Genomic DNA, 14,509 nt, shown 5'->3' with positions numbered 1-14,509 from the left:
AGGCTCAGCCGAGCCAGACCCGGTACGACTGCCAGGTCGGGTCGAAGACCAGTTCCATCGTCGCAGCCAGATCCATGTCGTCCTGCAGCGATTGAGCCTGCGTGATCGCGCTGTCCGGATCGGTCACCTGGAAGTGGATGGTGCGCACGCCCTCCTCCAGCACCACGTGAGTGCAGCAGCCGGCCTCGTGCACCTGCAGCCGCGCCGTCAGCCGGTCTTCATAGCCGCGAGCCTCTTCCAGCTCCTCGCCCGATTCGACCGGAACCGCCACGGACAGGCGATGGCACAGGTCGGCACGGCCCACCAGCGCGGTGGCGCTGTCGTTGCGCATCACGATCATCTCGATCTCGCGGCCGTCCTCGGCCGTGCGCGTCGCGCTCACGCCCGACCAGGCATGCTCGCCCGGCGCGAACACGCCGGTGTGGCCCAGTTCGTCCCGCCAGCAGGCGTCGAACAGGGGGACGAAATCGTCCAGCGGCACGCCCTTGAAACCAGCCTGCGCATCGGCCTCCACGTAATCGACCGCGCCCACCTTCACGGCGAAGTCGTACTCGCCCAGGATGTGGTCGAGCATGATGAGGCTCATGTGGCGTGCGTGGTCCTGCATGTCCATCGGGATCGGCTTGGCGAAGCCGATCTCCAGCGCCACCCGCCCGCGGTAGGGCTCATGCTTGACCAGCACCTCGGAGCTCGCCAGTTCGAAGTTGTTCATGCGCATGCCGAAGCCATCGCTCGCGCGCTGGCGGAAGGCTTCCACCTCCACACGCGGCAGCCTGGGGCTGGACTGCACCAGCATCATCAGGTCCTCGAAGTCGTCCACCGAGCCATGGGCGGTCAGCACGAGCTTGAAGACGGGCGGATCGCCGGCCACCTCGGCCGCCAGCCTCGGGAAATGGGGCTCCAGCAGCTGGTTCAGCCCCTCCATCAGCTCACGGGCAGGCAAGGCCCGCAGGCTTTCGAGCCGGGTGCTCACGGCCTCCCAGAAGGCGGCGCAAGCCTCGGCGCGCGGATCGGAGTCCTGGACCGGCATGGGTTGGGTATCTTTCATGGAGTCGAGTCGAGGATGTCCTGCAGCCGCTGCACGAGCACGCTGCATTGCTCCCGCGTACCGATGCTGATGCGCAGGTACTGCGCGATGCGCGGCTGCCTGAAGTGCCGCACCAGCACTGCGCGCTCGCGCAGCGAGGCGGCCAGTTCGGCCGCATCGCGCTTCGGGTGGCGCGCGAAGACGAAGTTGGTCTGCGAGGGCAGCACTTCGAAGCCCAGGTCCTCGAGCTGGAGGGTCAGGCCCTCGCGGGTGTCGACGATCTTGCCGCAGGCCTCGCGGAACCAGGCTTCGTCCTCGAGCGCGGCGACGGCGCCCGCCGAGGCCAGCCGGTCGAGCGGGTACGAATTGAAGCTGTCCTTGACGCGGACCAGGGCGTCGATCAGGTGCGCCTGCCCGCAGGCAAAGCCCACGCGCAAGCCGGCCAATGCGCGCGACTTCGAGAGGGTTTGGACCACGAGCAGGTTGGGGTACTTGCGGATCAGCGGCAGCGCGCTCTCGCCACCGAAGTCGACATACGCCTCATCGACCAGTACCACGCGATCAGGGCAGGCTTCGAGCAATTGCTCGATGCGCGACAGCGGCAGTCCGATGCCCGTCGGCGCGTTCGGATTCGCGATGACGATGCCCGCGCATCCCCGGCGCGCACGAACCGCGAGTGCATCGATGTCGATGCCCAGGCCCTCGTCCACGGGCTGCTGCTCGCAGGCAATGCCGTAGAGCTGCGCATAGACCTTGTAGAAGCTGTAGCTCACGTCCGGCATCAGCAGGGGGGCGGCCTGCTGGAAGAACGCGAAGAAGGCGTGCGCGAGCACCTCGTCGGAACCATTGCCGGCGAAGACCTCGCCGGGCTCCAGGCCATGCCGGCGGGCGACGGCCTCGCGCAGCGCGAGCGAGGTGGGATCCGGGTAGCGCTCCAGGCCGTCTTCGGCGGCGCGGCGGATGGCTTCCACCGCAACCGGCGACGGCGGATACGGGTTCTCGTTGGTGTTGAGCTTGACGAGGTTCGCGATGCGCGGCTGCTCGCCGGGCACATAGGGCTCGAGCGCGGCGATCCGGGGGCTCCAGAAGGCCGGTACCGGCTGCTGCTGTTGCTGGGTCATGGCTTCGGCCTTCGCTCAGCCGAGCAGGCGAGCCAGGGTCAGCAGGGCCAGCAGCACCATCCACATCACCACCGAGCGCCAGACAAGGCCCACGACGCTGCGCAGATGCCCTGGCTCGGGTTCGCGGCCCGGCGTGCTGCCGCTGTCGGTGCGGCGGCCATCGGCCAGCGATTCACCGGCCTGGGCGCGCGGCAGCGGGTCGGCAACCGGGATCGGCCGCAGCGAGCCGCCGCCCAGACGCACATTGACCGCTCCCGAGGTGGCCGCGAGGATCACCCCGTCGTTCTCGTTGGGAAAGCGTTGCGCGTCGTTGCGCCAGCAGTCGATCGCTTCCTCGAAGCTGCCGACCACCGCGAAGCCCAGCGCAGTGATGCGCGCGGGCAGCCAGTCGATGGCGTGCCAGGCGCGGTCCGCGGCCTCTTGCACCGAAACACTGGAAGGCTGGACCGCGGCGCCGTTCTTGTGTGCCCAGTAGCGCGAGACGAACTCGCTCATCCGGTAGAACACGGCGCCTGCGGGCCCGAAGCCGACGGCCGCGATGATCGAGAACCATGCGAGCACGCCGAACACGTGGCGGTGCGCGGCGATCACCGAATGCTCGATGACGTGGCGCACGATCTCGCTGCGCGGCAGATCTGCCGCGTCGACACCCTGCCAGTGCGCCAGCAGCGAGCGCGCCAGGGGCTCGTCGCCTTCGTCGAGCGCGTCGCGGATGTCGGTGAAATGGTGGCTGAACTGCCGGAAGCCCAGCGTGACGTAGAGCACCGCGATGCTCCAGAGCACCGCGAAAGGAAGGCCGAGCGTAAGTACCAGAAGCCAGTGCACGCCGAGTGCGCCAATCGTGGGCACGAATACAGCGAGCCCCCATGCGATCCATCCGTGATGCGGCTTGCCCGCGTCGAAGTTGCGGCTGGTCCAGCGCGTCCACGCAAGCACCGCGCCGTACACGGGGTTGTGCGGGCCCAGCGGCCGCACCTGCTCGATCAGCAGCGCGCACAGGATGGCAAAAAAGCTCATCCTTCGATGATAGCGAGAGCGCCTGAAGGTTCAGGCCGCATTCAGGCTGGGCTCAAGCCGCCAGAAAACGGTAGAGATTGCGCAGCATGCCGGCGGTCGCGCCCCACACGAAGCGCTCGTCCGGGCCGTCCTGGTAAGGCATGGAGTACCACTGGCGCCGGGTGCCGTCGGGTGCTGGCACGGTGTGGTGACGATGATTGGCCGGATCCATCAGCCAGGCGAGCGGCACCTCGAAGGCATCGGCAACCTCGTAGGGGTTGATGGTCAGCTCGAAATCGGGCTGCACCAGCGCGACAACCGGCGTCACGATAAAGGAGGTCACGGTCGTGTACGTCGGCAGGCTGCCGAGCACCTCGATGTATCGGGCCGAGAGGCCGACTTCCTCCCAGGCTTCGCGCAAGGCGGCGGCGGCGATGTTGGCGTCTTCCGGATCGACGCGGCCGCCGGGAAAGGCGACCTGGCCCGAGTGGGTCGACAGGTTCGAGGTTCGCTCGGTGAGCAGCACGGTCGCGCCCTCCGGACGCTGCACGATCGGCACCAGCACTGCAGCCTGGGCTGGAACGCGATCGGTCATGCGCGGCTCGCGGCGCAACTCGGGCGTCCAGACGGGAGGGGTGGCGAAACGCGTGCGCAGCGCCTGTGCCGTCAGCTGCTCCACAGCCACCGGCGGCAGTCCCTCGACCTCACCAGCCACGAAGGGCACCTTGCGCGGGTCGAATTGCATCAACGTGGGCGGCGCCACGGCGTTGACGATTTCGGCGGAGGCGGCCTGCGGGGAAATGGATGAGTTGGTCAAGAGATGAAAGGTACCGGGGTCGGGGTTGAGTGAAACAGAAAGGAAGTAGAGCGGAAAAACGGAAAGTTGTCGTTGAGCGCGGGCAACAACGCAAAAAGCCGCCAGAACGGCGGCTTTTCTTGCACGACAGGAAGGCTGCTTTACGCGGCCGTCGCAGCCGTCGACTTGCTCGGCAGCTTTTCCTTGATGCGTGCCGAGCGGCCGCTGCGGTCGCGCAGGTAGTACAGCTTGGCGCGGCGCACATCGCCACGGCGCTTGACTTCGATGCCGGCGATCAGCGGGCTGTAGGTCTGGAAGGTACGCTCCACGCCTTCGCCGCTGGAGATCTTGCGAACGGTGAAGCCGCTGTTCAGGCCACGGTTGCGCTTGGCGATCACGACGCCTTCGTAGGCCTGCACGCGCTTGCGGGTGCCTTCGACGACGTTCACGCTGACGATGACCGTGTCACCGGGCATGAATTCGGGGATGGTCTTGCCGAGACGGGCGATTTCTTCCTGCTCGAGGGTCTGGATGAGGTTCATGATTTCCTGAAATTCGATCGTGTCGGGCTACACAAAAGGCGCCTTTGGCTTCCATGGGAAGACCGGGCGCGGCCGGACAGAGGATCGGGGAACCCGGGATTATAGCTTTTTTTTCAGCGCGGCCTCATCGGCCTTGCCAAGACGTCCCGCCGCACGGGCCGCGTCGATGAGCTCGGGGCGCCGCCCGGCCGTGATGGCAAGGCGCTGGTCGCGCCGCCAGCGCTCGATCTGCGCGTGATGGCCCGAGAGCAACGGCGCCGGCACGCCCTGCCCGTTCCATTGCTCGGGCCGCGTGTAATGAGGGCAGTCGAGGAGGCCGTCGAGTGCCGGATTGAAGCTGTCCTGCACATGGCTGGCCTCGTCCCCGAGCACGCCCGGCTGCAGCCGCGCCACCGCATCGAGCAGCGCCATGGCCGCGATCTCGCCACCGGAAAGCACGAAATCGCCAAGGCTGATCTGGTGGGTGACGCGCGCATCGATGAAACGCTGGTCGATGCCCTCGTAGCGGCCGCACACCAGCACGGCGCCCTCGCTTGCCGACCAGCGCTCGACCACCTCATGCCGCAGCACCTCGCCGATGGGAGAAAACAGGATGACCGGCGCTTCGGTTCCACGCGCGGCCAGCGCCGCGTCGAGGCAGTCGGACAGCGGCTCGGCCATCATGACCATGCCGGGACCGCCGCCGAACGGCCGGTCGTCCACGCGCTTGTAGTTGCCCTGCGCGAAGTCGCGCGGATTCCACAGCACCACTTCGACCTGCTTCGACTCGTAGGCGCGGCGCGTCACGCCGCTGGCCATGAAGGGCGCGAAAAGTTCGGGAAAGAGCGTGAGAACGTCGAAGCGCATGCCGCGCGGGCGCCGGTCAGTAGTCCGGCTGCCAGTCGACGGAGATGAGGCGCCCGGGCAAGTCGACCTTGTCGACGAAAGCCGAGACGAAGGGCACCATCCGCTCGATGGCCTTGCCGCCTTCTTCGGCGGCAAGCACCAGAGTGGTCTGCGGGCCGGTTGCGAGCAGCTCGCGCACCGTGCCGAGCGCCACTCCTTCGCGGTTGACCACGGACAGGCCGATCAGGTCGACCCAGTAGTACTCGTCGTCGCCGGCCGTCGGAAAGCTGGAGCGCGGCACGAACACGCGCGCGCCGCGCAGCGCCTCGGCGGCGTTGCGGTCGGGCACGTCCACGGACGTGGCGACGATGCAGTCGGAATGTTCCTTGGCTTCGCGGATCGCGAGCCGGAAGGCTGTGCTCGCCGAGGCTCCGGGAGCCTGCAGGAACCAGCGCTTCGATGAGAAGAGCGCCTCGGGCTGGGCGCTGTGGGGCAGGACCTTGAACCAGCCCTTGATGCCCCAGGCATCGGCGATGCGCCCTACTTCGATCGCATCCGCCGGCAATTCGGCGGCTTCGAGTGCGGGCAGCATCGCCGTGCGGGCGGCTTAGGCGGCCGCCTTGGGAGCTGCGGCTGCAGCTTGCTTGATCAGGCGCAGAACGGTCGGCGAAGCTTGTGCGCCGACGCTCTTCCAGTACGCCAGGCGGTCCTGGGCGATACGGATGCTTTCTTCGTTTTCCTTGGCGATCGGGTTGTAGAAGCCCAGACGCTCGATGAAACGGCCATCGCGGCGAACGCGCTTGTCCGACACGACGATGTTGAAGAACGGACGGCCTTTGGAGCCGCCGCGGGAGAGTCGAATGACGACCATGATTTATCCTTGGGTGGTCAGCAGGCCTCGTGGATTGGAAAAGGCCCGCTCACAATGTTCTTCCAGCGTCGAGACACGCGACTGGCCACCCGGCCAGCGACACGCTGAAAAGCCCGCGATTATAGCCCGACCCGCGTTTTTGTCCGAATTCCGGCCTCACGCCATCCGTTTCACCCGCATGCCCCTCGCCATCCGCCCCTGCACCGAAGCAGACATCGCGGCCGTCACGGCCATCTACGCCCACCACGTGCTGCACGGCACCGGCACCTTCGAGACAGAGCCTCCCTCCCCCGGCGACATGGCCGCCCGCCGCGCGGACGTGCTCTCCAGGAACCTGCCGTACCTGGTTGCCGAGGAAGACGGAAAAGTGTTGGGTTTTGCCTACTGCAACTGGTTCAAGCCACGCCCCGCATACCGTTTCTCTGCAGAAGACTCGATCTACGTGTCGGAGTCAGCACGCGGCAAGGGTCTGGGCGCCAAGCTGCTGGCGGCGCTGTCGCAGGCAGCCGAGGCAGCGGGCGTGCGCAAGCTGATCGCGGTGATCGGCGACTCGGCCAACGCGGGCTCCATCGGCGTGCATCGCAGCCAGGGCTTCTCGCACGTCGGCGTGCTGAAGGACTGTGGCTGGAAGTTCGGCGAATGGCGCGACGTCGTATTGATGGAAAAGGTGCTCGGCGAAGGCAGCACCACCAGACCCGAATGAAAAACAAGACCGTTGCCGCCTGGCTTTCCTTCCTCGGCGGCCCCCTGGGGCTGCACCGTTTCTACCTGCGCGGCATGGGCGACTGGCTCGGCTGGCTGCTGCCCATTCCCACCGCGCTGGGCGTCTACGGCATCGAGCGCGTGCGCATGTACGGCGTGGACGACGGCCTGAGCTGGGCGCTGATCCCGCTGCTGGGCTTCACCATCGCCGGCTGCGCGCTGATGGCCATCGTCTACGGCCTCATGACACCCGAGAAGTGGAACGCCCGCTTCAACGCCAGCGCCCCGGCCGATGCCGAACCCGGCCGCACCAACTGGTTCACCATCGGCGCCGTCGTGCTGGCCCTCTTCTTCGGCAGCACGATCCTGATGGCCAGCATCGTCTTCAGCTTCCAGCGCTACTTCGAGCACCAGATCGAAGAGGGGCGGAAGATTTCGCAGTAGCCGCCGTCAGAACAGCTGCATGCTGATCCAGTAAGCAATAGCTGCCACGAACGCGGAAGCCGGGATCGTGAAGATCCAGGCCCAGACGATGTTCCCCGCCACGCCCCAGCGCACGGCGCTCGCGCGCTGCGTGGAACCCACGCCGACGATGGCGCCGGTGATGGTGTGGGTGGTCGACACCGGAATGCCCAGCGCGGTGGCCAGGAACAGGGTCAGCGCGCCGCCGGTCTCGGCGCAGAAGCCGCCCACGGGCTTGAGCTTGGTGATCTTCTGGCCCATGGTCTTCACGATGCGCCAGCCGCCGAACATGGTGCCCAGCGCGATCGCGGCATAGCAGCTCACGATGACCCAGTTCGGAGGCGCCGATTCGCCGGCGGAAGCGTAGCCCGTGGCGATCAGCAGCATCCAGATGATGCCGATGGTCTTCTGCGCGTCGTTGCCGCCGTGGCCCAGGCTGTAGGCGCCGGCCGAGACCAGCTGCAGCCGGCGGAACCAGCGGTCGATGCGCGACGGAGTGGCACGACGGAAGCCCCAGGCCACCACGACCATCATCAGCGAGCCCAGCAGGAAGCCCAGCAGCGGGGAGACAAAGATGAACGCCACCGTCTTCCAGATGCCGGAGGCGACGAGGCCGCTGGTGCCGGTCTTGGCGATCACGGCGCCCACGATGCCGCCGATCAGCGCATGCGACGAGCTGCTCGGAATGCCGTAGTACCAGGTCACGAGGTTCCAGCTGATGGCGCCGACGAGCGCGCCGAACACCACGTGCACGTCGACCACCCCGGGCTGGGCGATGCCCTTGCCCACCGTGGCGGCCACGCTCAGATGAAAGATGAAGATCGCGACCAGGTTGAAGAAGGCCGCGAAGACCACGGCCTGCCCCGGCCGGAGCACCCCGGTGGAGACCACCGTCGCAATCGAATTGGCGGCGTCGTGGAATCCGTTCATGAAGTCGAACAGGATCGCCAGAGCGACCAGCACCACAACCACCCAGAGGGCGACCTGAACCGTTGCCATCGGTCGCTGCCCGCTTACGAATTCTCGAGGACGATGCCCTCGATCACGTTGGCCACGTCCTCGCACTTGTCGGTGATCGTCTCCAGCAACTCGTAGATCGCCTTGAGCTTGATCACCTCGCGCACGTCGGGCTCCTCGCGGAACAGCTTGCTCATGGCGCTGCGCATCACACGGTCGGCGTCGGACTCGAGGCGGTCGATCTCCTCGCAGGTCTTGAGGGTGGCCTCGGCCACGGCCGGGTCGGCGATGCGGCCGAGGAACTTCACGGCGTCCTTCAGGCGGTCGCAGCACTTCACGCTCAGCGAGGTGAGGCGCACGATTTCCTCGGTCATGTGGCGCACGTCGTACAGCGCCATGGTCTCGGCCGAGTCCTGGATCAGGTCGGCCACGTCGTCCATCGTGTTGATGAGCTTGTGGATCTGCTCGCGGTCGATGGGCGTGATGAAAGTCTTGTGGATCAGCCGGTTGACGTCGTGCGTCACGCGGTCGGCGGCGCGCTCGGCGTTGTCGACGTCGCGGTTGTACTGCTCGCGCAGGTGCACGTCGCTGTAGTTGGTCACCAGTTGCTCGAACGCCCGCGCCGCCTCGACGATGCGCTCGGCGTGCTGGTTGAACATCTCAAAAAAATTCCCCTCGCGGGGCAGCAGCTTGCCGAACATGGGTGGCGCTCTCCTGGGATCTCGGGACTTGCCTGCCACAAGCGTGTGACAGCGTGATGAAAAACCGTGCAAGTGTACCGGGAGGGCGGTACCGGGCCGGCCGGGCGGGCTCTCGCCCGGCCGCCGGTCAGCCGCGGATGCGCTCGATGACCTGGTCCGAAACCCGCGCCAGCGCCGCGCGCGGCACCTTGTCGGGGGCGATTTCGGCTAGCGGCTTGAGCACGAAGGCCCGCTCCCGCATGCGGGGATGGGGCAGGCTCAGCTTGGGCGTGTCCTTGACCGAATTGCCGTGCATCAGCAGGTCGAGGTCGAGCGTGCGCGGCGCGTTGGGAAAGGGCCGCTCGCGGCCGGCCTGCTCTTCGAGCAACTGCAGCTCCGAAAGGAATGCCTCGGCCGTCAGGCCGGTGCGCACCGCCACCACGGCATTGATGTAGTCGGGCCCCGAGGATTCGATGGGCGCGCTGCGGTACAGCGACGAGCGCGCCGTGACCACGGTGCGCTCGATGGCGCCGATGGCCTCCATGGCCGCCTTCACCGCCGCCTGGGCGTCGCCCAGGTTGGCGCCGATGGCGATGAAGGCCTGCACGGTCGGGTAGTCCTCCTTCGGACGGCGCGCAGATGGAGCGCCGCCTGAAGGCCGGGCCGGAGGGCGCTTCGCGGGTGGCATCGCAGCGCGCTTGCCCGCGGGAGCGCGGGGCGCCCCCCCTTTCCTGCCGTCGCCCCTGGGCCGGTCGGGCTTGTTCGTCATGCGCCTGCAGCGCTTGCGCCGCCCTCACCACCGCCGCCACCTCCGGTGCGCGGCTTGCGCCGGCGCCGGCGCTTGCGCGGCGCCACGGCTTCCCCATCGGGCGGCACGGCCGCGGTCTCGACCTCGTCGCCCTCGTCATTCCGGCCCGCATCGGCGGCGCGGCGTCCCGCCGGCTCGCCGCGCGGCTTCGGGGGCTGGGGCGTCTCGCGCACCCGCACGCGCTGGCGCACCTTCTGCTCCTCGCGCACCTGCTCCAGCAGATCGGTGCGGCGCACGTCGTCGGCGGTGCTGAATTCCTGCCACCACTCGGCGATGGCTTCGCTCACCTCGCCCACGTCGGCGCGCAGGCGCATGAAGTCGAAGGCGGCGCGAAAGCGCGCCTGCTCGACCAGGCTATAGGGCGTGGAGCCGGTGCGCTTGTCGAAGCGCGGCTGCATCATCCAGATCTCGCGCATGTCCGCCGCGAGCTTGCCGCGGCCCGACACGTCGCCGATGCGCGCATTGAACACGTCGTCGATGGCGTCCTGCAGCGCCGGGAACGGCGGCTGCGCGCGCTGGCCGTTGCGGCCTTCCTGGCGCTGGGCCCAACCGTCGCGCACGTCGGCCCAGAGCACGCAGGCCAGCAGGAAGCTGGGCGCCACGGGCTTGCCCTCGCCCACGCGGCGATCGGTGTCCTGCAGGGCGGCCTTCACGAAGGGCTGGTCGGCGCGTTCCACCACCACGTCGAGCAGCGGATAAATGCCGCGGGCCAGGCCGAGCTTGTTGAGCTGCTCGACCGTGGCGATGGCGTGGCCGGTCTGCAGCAGCTTGAGCATCTCGTCGAAGAGACGGCTCTGCGGCACGTCGGCCAGCAGCTTGCTCGACTCGACCAGCGGGGCGGCCGTCTTGGCCTCCAGCTTGAAGCCCAGGGCCGCGAGCTTGGCCGAGAAGCGGATGGCGCGGATGATGCGCACCGGGTCTTCGCGGTAGCGCGTGGCCGGGTCGCCGATCATGCGCAGGGTGAGCTTCTGGGCGTCCTTGATGCCGTTGTGATAGTCCACCACCACCTGGTTGGCCGGGTCGTAGTACATGGCATTCACGGTGAAGTCGCGGCGCGCGGCGTCTTCTTCCTGCGGGCCCCAGACGTTGTCGCGCAGCACGCGGCCGCTGGCGTCCACCGCGTGCTTCATGCTCGCGAGCTCGCCCTTGCTGGTGCGCTCGTTGCCGGCCACCTGCTCGGCGGCGGCGTTGTCCATGTAGGCGCGGAAGGTCGAGACCTCGATCACCTCGTGCTCGCGCCCTCGGCCGTACACCACGTGCACGATGCGGAAGCGCCGCCCGATGATGAAGGCGCGGCGAAAAAGCGCCTTCACCTGCTCCGGCGTGGCGTTGGTGGCCACGTCGAAGTCCTTGGGGCGCAGGCCCAGCAGCAGGTCGCGCACCGCGCCGCCCACCACATAGGCTTCGTAGCCTGCCTGCTGAAGCGTCGTCACCACGTTCTTCGCACGCTCGTCGACCAGGGCCGGATCGATTCCGTGGACCTCGGCCGGCACCTCCTGGCGCTTGCCGAAGCGGCTCTTGCCCTGCGTGCCGCCGGCACCCTTGCCGAGCAGCTTGTCGATGAATTTCTTGATCATTTGTTGTTGGAAGCCTTGTTCGCTCTTCTATTCGTTCTCGAGCATGGAGCGGATCAGCGGAATGGTGATCGCGCGTTGCGTCTGCAGGGCGTAGCCGTCGAGTTGCGTGAGCAGCTCCATCAGGCTGCCGAGGTCGCGGCTGAAGCGGTGGAGCATGTAGTCGAGCACGTCGTCCGACAGCATCACGCCGCGCGCGTCGGCGGCCTGGCGCAGCACCGCGCGGCGTTCGCTTTCGCTGAGCACCTGCATGTGGAACACATGGCCCCAGCCGAGGCGGGTGCGCAGGTCCTCGCGCAGCGGCAGGTCGGCCGGCGGCAATGCGCCGGCGGCGACCACGCCGCGCTGCAGCGTCTGGGCGTTGACGAACCAGTTGAAGGCCGCGTGCTGCTGCACGGCGGTGTAGAGGTGCACGTCGTCGAGCAGGACGGCGCCCCAGCGCTCGTCGAACTCGGGCGGCTCCAGCAGACCGGCGTGCAGCCAGCCCACGCTGGCGCCCTGCTCGCGCAGTGCGACACGCACCGATTCGAGCAGATGGGTCTTGCCGCTGCCGCCGTCGCCCCACAGGTAGGTGGGCACCGGCGAGTGCAGCGCGGGGCTGCCGGCGCCGCCCACCCACACTTGCAGGTGCCGCAGAGCCGCCTCGTTGGGGCCGGCGAAAAAGGCGTCGAAGCTGGGGCCCGTCGCAATGCCGATATCGAGCGCGAGCTGTTTCATCCCGGGAAGGTTCATGGAGGGGGCCGCGGGGGCCCTTAAAATCATCGGGAATTCTATCGGCCCGGCCACCATGGTTGCCGGCGCCCCTTCCGCCCCACCCTTCACGTCCTTTCGCGTCCTTCCCGACACCGACCACCCATGACCTCCTCCACGCCCACCCCGCTCAGCTACAAGGACGCCGGCGTCGACATCGATGCAGGCGACGCCCTGGTCGACCGCATCAAGCCGCTCGCGAAGAAAACCCTGCGCGAAGGCGTGCTGGCCGGCATCGGCGGCTTCGGCGCCCTGTTCGAGGTGCCCAAGCGCTACAAGGAGCCCGTGCTCGTGAGCGGCACCGACGGCGTGGGCACCAAGCTCAAGCTGGCCTTCGAATGGAACATGCACGACACCGTCGGCATCGACCTGGTGGCCATGAGCGTCAACGACGTGCTGGTGCAGGGCGCCGAGCCCCTCTTCTTCCTCGACTACTTCGCCTGCGGCAAGCTCGACGTGGACACCGCCGCGGCGGTCGTCGGCGGCATCGCCCGCGGCTGCGAGCTCTCGGGCTGCGCGCTCATCGGCGGCGAGACGGCCGAAATGCCCGGCATGTACCCGGCCGGCGAATACGACCTCGCGGGCTTCGCAGTCGGGGCGGTCGAGAAGTCGAAGATCCTCACGGGCCAGAACGTCAAGCCCGGCGACGTGGTGCTGGGCCTGGCCTCGGCCGGCGTGCACTCCAACGGCTTCAGCCTGGTGCGCAAGGTGATCGAGCGCGCTGGCTCCGACCTGCCCGCCACCCTCGACGGCAAGCCGTTCCGCGAAGCCGTGATGGAGCCCACCCACCTCTACGTGAAGCCGGTGCTCGAGGCGCTGGGCAAGCACCCGATCAAGGCGCTGGCCCACATCACCGGCGGCGGCCTGCTCGAGAACATCCCGCGCGTGCTGCCCGAGGGCACGGCCGCCCACCTCAAGAAGGGCAGCTGGCCGCAGACCGAGCTGTTCGCCTGGCTGCAGAAGATGGCCGGCATCGACGACATCGAGATGAATCGCACCTTCAACAACGGCATCGGCATGGTGGTGGTCATCGACGCCGCCGAAGCCGCCGCCTGCGCCGCCACGCTGCGTGCCGCCGGCGAGACGGTGCACGAGATCGGCGTGATCGCCGAGCGCGGCGAAGGCGCGGCCGTGGTCGTCGGCTGACCGCCGGCTGCTGCGTCCACTTTTTTTCGAAGAACAGAGCACGCACCCGCACCGGATGGCCAACAAGCCGCAGCCCTCCCCCATCGCCTCGCCGGCGTCCTCCACCATCCGCCCCGCCGCCCCGCGCGGCGTGACCATCGCCAGCTACCTGCTGATGCTGGGCGCCCTGATGCTGGTGATGTGGGAGCACCTGCTGCCCGGCCTGCTGTGCGTGTGCATCGGCTTCCTGGTCACGCGCTGGTTCTCGCGCCTGCTGGCCTCGGGGCTGGGGCGCATCCCCGCGCTGGCCAGGCGGCCAGGCAGCGCCCAGGGCTGGGCCGGCGTGCTGGCCGTGACGGTGGTGCTGCTGGCGCCCATCGCGCTGATCACGCTGGGGCTGTCGCAGGCCCGCGAATACATCGTCGATGCGCCCGACCAGTACCGCGAGCTGCTCGACTACACCGCGCGCACCGTGCTGGAGCTGCGCTCCAAGCTGCCGGTGGAGATCGCCGTCTACCTGCCCGAGGGCGCGGCCGAGGTGCAGCGCGTGATCGCCAACTACCTGCGAGCGCAGGCCGGCTCGCTGGCCGTGGCCGGGCGCGCGTGGCTGCACGGCATTCTTTTCTCGTACGTGGGCCTGATCATCGGCAGCCTGGCCGCCGTGGCCCACGCGCCGATGCGGCGCCTGCCGCTGGCCGAACAGCTGCACCGGCGCGTGCAGACTTTCGGCGAGGCCTTCGCCCAGATCGTGGCGGCCCAGTTCTGGATCGCGGCCTTCAACACGCTGCTGACGGCCATCTTCCTGCTCTTCGTCATGCCGCTGTGGGACGCGCACCTGCCCTACACGCCGGCGCTCATCACCCTCACCTTCCTGGCCGGACTGGTGCCGATCGTGGGCAACCTGGTCTGCAACTCGGTGATCACGCTGGTGGGGCTGTCGGTGTCGCCGGTCACGGCCGCGGCCTGCCTGATCTTCCTCATCGTGATCCACAAGGCCGAGTACGTCATCAACGCCAAGGTGGTGGGCGCGCGCACGCAGATGAGCGTGTGGGAGCTGCTGGCGGTGATGTTCGTGGCCGAGGCGGTCTTCGGGCCCGCGGGGCTGGTGGCGGCGCCGCTGTACTACGCGTACCTGAAGAAAGAGCTGCAGGCGGCTTCGCTGGTCTGACGGGGCTTTCGTCCTGATCGATGTCCTGATCTGATCGATTCCGGTCCGGCGCCGAGCGGACCGGAAGCTGGCGCGCCGCAAGAATGAGCGGCATCATCCACTCCG

Annotated in this window: 17 protein-coding genes; 4 read left to right on the top strand and 13 right to left on the bottom strand. The window is 68.0% G+C overall.

The features are described 5' to 3' along the window. Positions 1-4: 4 nt before the first annotated feature. The 8 genes from ABL844_RS08465 to rpsP form a co-directional block, all read right to left on the bottom strand. Positions 5-1,048, bottom strand: a complete 1,044-nt coding sequence (locus ABL844_RS08465; RefSeq protein ID WP_260319194.1) for a hypothetical protein — start codon at positions 1,046-1,048, stop codon at positions 5-7. Beyond that, the gene (gene hisC / locus ABL844_RS08460) at positions 1,045-2,148 is read right to left on the bottom strand and encodes a histidinol-phosphate transaminase (RefSeq protein WP_369659204.1); all 1,104 of its coding nucleotides are present in this window, start codon (positions 2,146-2,148) and stop codon (positions 1,045-1,047) included. Before hisC ends, ABL844_RS08465 begins: the two co-directional genes overlap by 4 nt. 15 nt (positions 2,149-2,163) lie before the next feature. Further along, on the bottom strand, positions 2,164-3,165 hold the full coding sequence (locus ABL844_RS08455) for a CobD/CbiB family protein (protein WP_418130988.1): 1,002 nt from the start codon (positions 3,163-3,165) through the stop codon (positions 2,164-2,166). Between the two features lie 52 nt (positions 3,166-3,217). Beyond that, positions 3,218-3,961: a CoA pyrophosphatase gene (locus tag ABL844_RS08450; protein WP_418130987.1), complete on the bottom strand. Its 744-nt coding sequence runs from the start codon at positions 3,959-3,961 to the stop codon at positions 3,218-3,220. A 140-nt stretch (positions 3,962-4,101) separates the two neighbouring features. Continuing rightward, positions 4,102-4,482, bottom strand: a complete 381-nt coding sequence (gene rplS, locus ABL844_RS08445) for a 50S ribosomal protein L19 (protein ID WP_026346370.1) — start codon at positions 4,480-4,482, stop codon at positions 4,102-4,104. 99 nt (positions 4,483-4,581) lie between these two features. Beyond that, a complete protein-coding gene (trmD, locus tag ABL844_RS08440) occupies positions 4,582-5,328 on the bottom strand; it encodes a tRNA (guanosine(37)-N1)-methyltransferase TrmD (RefSeq protein ID WP_184635634.1) in 747 nt (248 codons plus the stop codon). A 16-nt stretch (positions 5,329-5,344) separates the two neighbouring features. Next, positions 5,345-5,899, bottom strand: coding sequence for a ribosome maturation factor RimM (gene rimM / locus ABL844_RS08435; protein ID WP_184635632.1), 555 nt, complete (start codon positions 5,897-5,899; stop codon positions 5,345-5,347). A gap of 15 nt (positions 5,900-5,914) precedes the next feature. Next, positions 5,915-6,178: a 30S ribosomal protein S16 gene (gene rpsP / locus ABL844_RS08430; RefSeq protein ID WP_028259818.1), complete on the bottom strand. Its 264-nt coding sequence runs from the start codon at positions 6,176-6,178 to the stop codon at positions 5,915-5,917. Between the two features lie 178 nt (positions 6,179-6,356). Between rpsP and ABL844_RS08425 the strand changes: the two genes are divergently transcribed. Both ABL844_RS08425 and ABL844_RS08420 read left to right on the top strand, forming a co-directional pair. After that, the gene (locus tag ABL844_RS08425) at positions 6,357-6,881 is read left to right on the top strand and encodes an N-acetyltransferase family protein (RefSeq protein ID WP_418119563.1); all 525 of its coding nucleotides are present in this window, start codon (positions 6,357-6,359) and stop codon (positions 6,879-6,881) included. After that, positions 6,878-7,324 (top strand): TM2 domain-containing protein, encoded by a 447-nt coding sequence (locus ABL844_RS08420; protein WP_184635628.1) that lies wholly within the window; start codon positions 6,878-6,880, stop codon positions 7,322-7,324. Before ABL844_RS08425 ends, ABL844_RS08420 begins: the two co-directional genes overlap by 4 nt. A 6-nt stretch (positions 7,325-7,330) precedes the next feature. Here ABL844_RS08420 and ABL844_RS08415 read toward each other — a convergent pair whose 3' ends face one another. The 5 genes from ABL844_RS08415 to hda form a co-directional block, all read right to left on the bottom strand. Then, positions 7,331-8,341, bottom strand: a complete 1,011-nt coding sequence (locus tag ABL844_RS08415; protein ID WP_126022732.1) for an inorganic phosphate transporter — start codon at positions 8,339-8,341, stop codon at positions 7,331-7,333. A gap of 14 nt (positions 8,342-8,355) precedes the next feature. Further along, positions 8,356-9,000 carry a DUF47 domain-containing protein gene (locus tag ABL844_RS08410; protein WP_126022731.1) on the bottom strand — a complete coding sequence of 215 codons (645 nt, stop codon included), beginning with the start codon at positions 8,998-9,000 and terminating at the stop codon, positions 8,356-8,358. A 127-nt stretch (positions 9,001-9,127) separates the two neighbouring features. Beyond that, the gene (folK, locus tag ABL844_RS08405; protein WP_184636721.1) at positions 9,128-9,586 is read right to left on the bottom strand and encodes a 2-amino-4-hydroxy-6-hydroxymethyldihydropteridine diphosphokinase; all 459 of its coding nucleotides are present in this window, start codon (positions 9,584-9,586) and stop codon (positions 9,128-9,130) included. A gap of 158 nt (positions 9,587-9,744) precedes the next feature. Beyond that, positions 9,745-11,364: a polynucleotide adenylyltransferase PcnB gene (pcnB, locus tag ABL844_RS08400; protein WP_418130986.1), complete on the bottom strand. Its 1,620-nt coding sequence runs from the start codon at positions 11,362-11,364 to the stop codon at positions 9,745-9,747. 27 nt (positions 11,365-11,391) lie between these two features. Further along, positions 11,392-12,078, bottom strand: a complete 687-nt coding sequence (hda, locus tag ABL844_RS08395) for a DnaA regulatory inactivator Hda (RefSeq protein ID WP_301506698.1) — start codon at positions 12,076-12,078, stop codon at positions 11,392-11,394. A 138-nt stretch (positions 12,079-12,216) separates the two neighbouring features. Between hda and purM the strand changes: the two genes are divergently transcribed. Both purM and ABL844_RS08385 read left to right on the top strand, forming a co-directional pair. Then, entirely contained in the window at positions 12,217-13,257 is a 1,041-nt protein-coding gene (gene purM, locus ABL844_RS08390) for a phosphoribosylformylglycinamidine cyclo-ligase (RefSeq protein ID WP_418130985.1), read from the top strand. Between the two features lie 55 nt (positions 13,258-13,312). Next, the gene (locus tag ABL844_RS08385; protein WP_418130984.1) at positions 13,313-14,404 is read left to right on the top strand and encodes an AI-2E family transporter; all 1,092 of its coding nucleotides are present in this window, start codon (positions 13,313-13,315) and stop codon (positions 14,402-14,404) included. Positions 14,405-14,509: the final 105 nt, after the last annotated feature.

It is taken from the genome of Variovorax sp. 278MFTsu5.1 (genome assembly GCF_048305045.1).
GTDB classification, from domain to species: Bacteria; Pseudomonadota; Gammaproteobacteria; order Burkholderiales; family Burkholderiaceae_C; genus Variovorax; species Variovorax guangxiensis.
The sequence above is the reverse complement of the archived record's forward strand: the minus strand, read 5'-3'. Positions and strand labels throughout refer to the sequence as shown.

Excerpts from the sequence above, each read along its gene's own strand:
- ABL844_RS08385 (WP_418130984.1), top strand. The coding sequence starts at position 13,313 with ATGGCCAACAAGCCGCAGCCCTCCCCCATCGCCTCGCCGGCGTCCTCC.
- pcnB (WP_418130986.1), bottom strand. The coding sequence starts at position 11,364 with ATGATCAAGAAATTCATCGACAAGCTGCTCGGCAAGGGTGCCGGCGGC.
- rimM (WP_184635632.1), bottom strand. The coding sequence starts at position 5,899 with ATGCTGCCCGCACTCGAAGCCGCCGAATTGCCGGCGGATGCGATCGAA.
- rpsP (WP_028259818.1), bottom strand. The coding sequence starts at position 6,178 with ATGGTCGTCATTCGACTCTCCCGCGGCGGCTCCAAAGGCCGTCCGTTC.
- ABL844_RS08410 (WP_126022731.1), bottom strand. The coding sequence starts at position 9,000 with ATGTTCGGCAAGCTGCTGCCCCGCGAGGGGAATTTTTTTGAGATGTTC.
- ABL844_RS08420 (WP_184635628.1), top strand. The coding sequence starts at position 6,878 with ATGAAAAACAAGACCGTTGCCGCCTGGCTTTCCTTCCTCGGCGGCCCC.
- ABL844_RS08465 (WP_260319194.1), bottom strand. The coding sequence starts at position 1,048 with ATGAAAGATACCCAACCCATGCCGGTCCAGGACTCCGATCCGCGCGCC.
- ABL844_RS08425 (WP_418119563.1), top strand. The coding sequence starts at position 6,357 with ATGCCCCTCGCCATCCGCCCCTGCACCGAAGCAGACATCGCGGCCGTC.
- rplS (WP_026346370.1), bottom strand. The coding sequence starts at position 4,482 with ATGAACCTCATCCAGACCCTCGAGCAGGAAGAAATCGCCCGTCTCGGC.
- purM (WP_418130985.1), top strand. The coding sequence starts at position 12,217 with ATGACCTCCTCCACGCCCACCCCGCTCAGCTACAAGGACGCCGGCGTC.
- trmD (WP_184635634.1), bottom strand. The coding sequence starts at position 5,328 with ATGCGCTTCGACGTTCTCACGCTCTTTCCCGAACTTTTCGCGCCCTTC.
- ABL844_RS08455 (WP_418130988.1), bottom strand. The coding sequence starts at position 3,165 with ATGAGCTTTTTTGCCATCCTGTGCGCGCTGCTGATCGAGCAGGTGCGG.
- ABL844_RS08415 (WP_126022732.1), bottom strand. The coding sequence starts at position 8,341 with ATGGCAACGGTTCAGGTCGCCCTCTGGGTGGTTGTGGTGCTGGTCGCT.
- hisC (WP_369659204.1), bottom strand. The coding sequence starts at position 2,148 with ATGACCCAGCAACAGCAGCAGCCGGTACCGGCCTTCTGGAGCCCCCGG.
- hda (WP_301506698.1), bottom strand. The coding sequence starts at position 12,078 with ATGAAACAGCTCGCGCTCGATATCGGCATTGCGACGGGCCCCAGCTTC.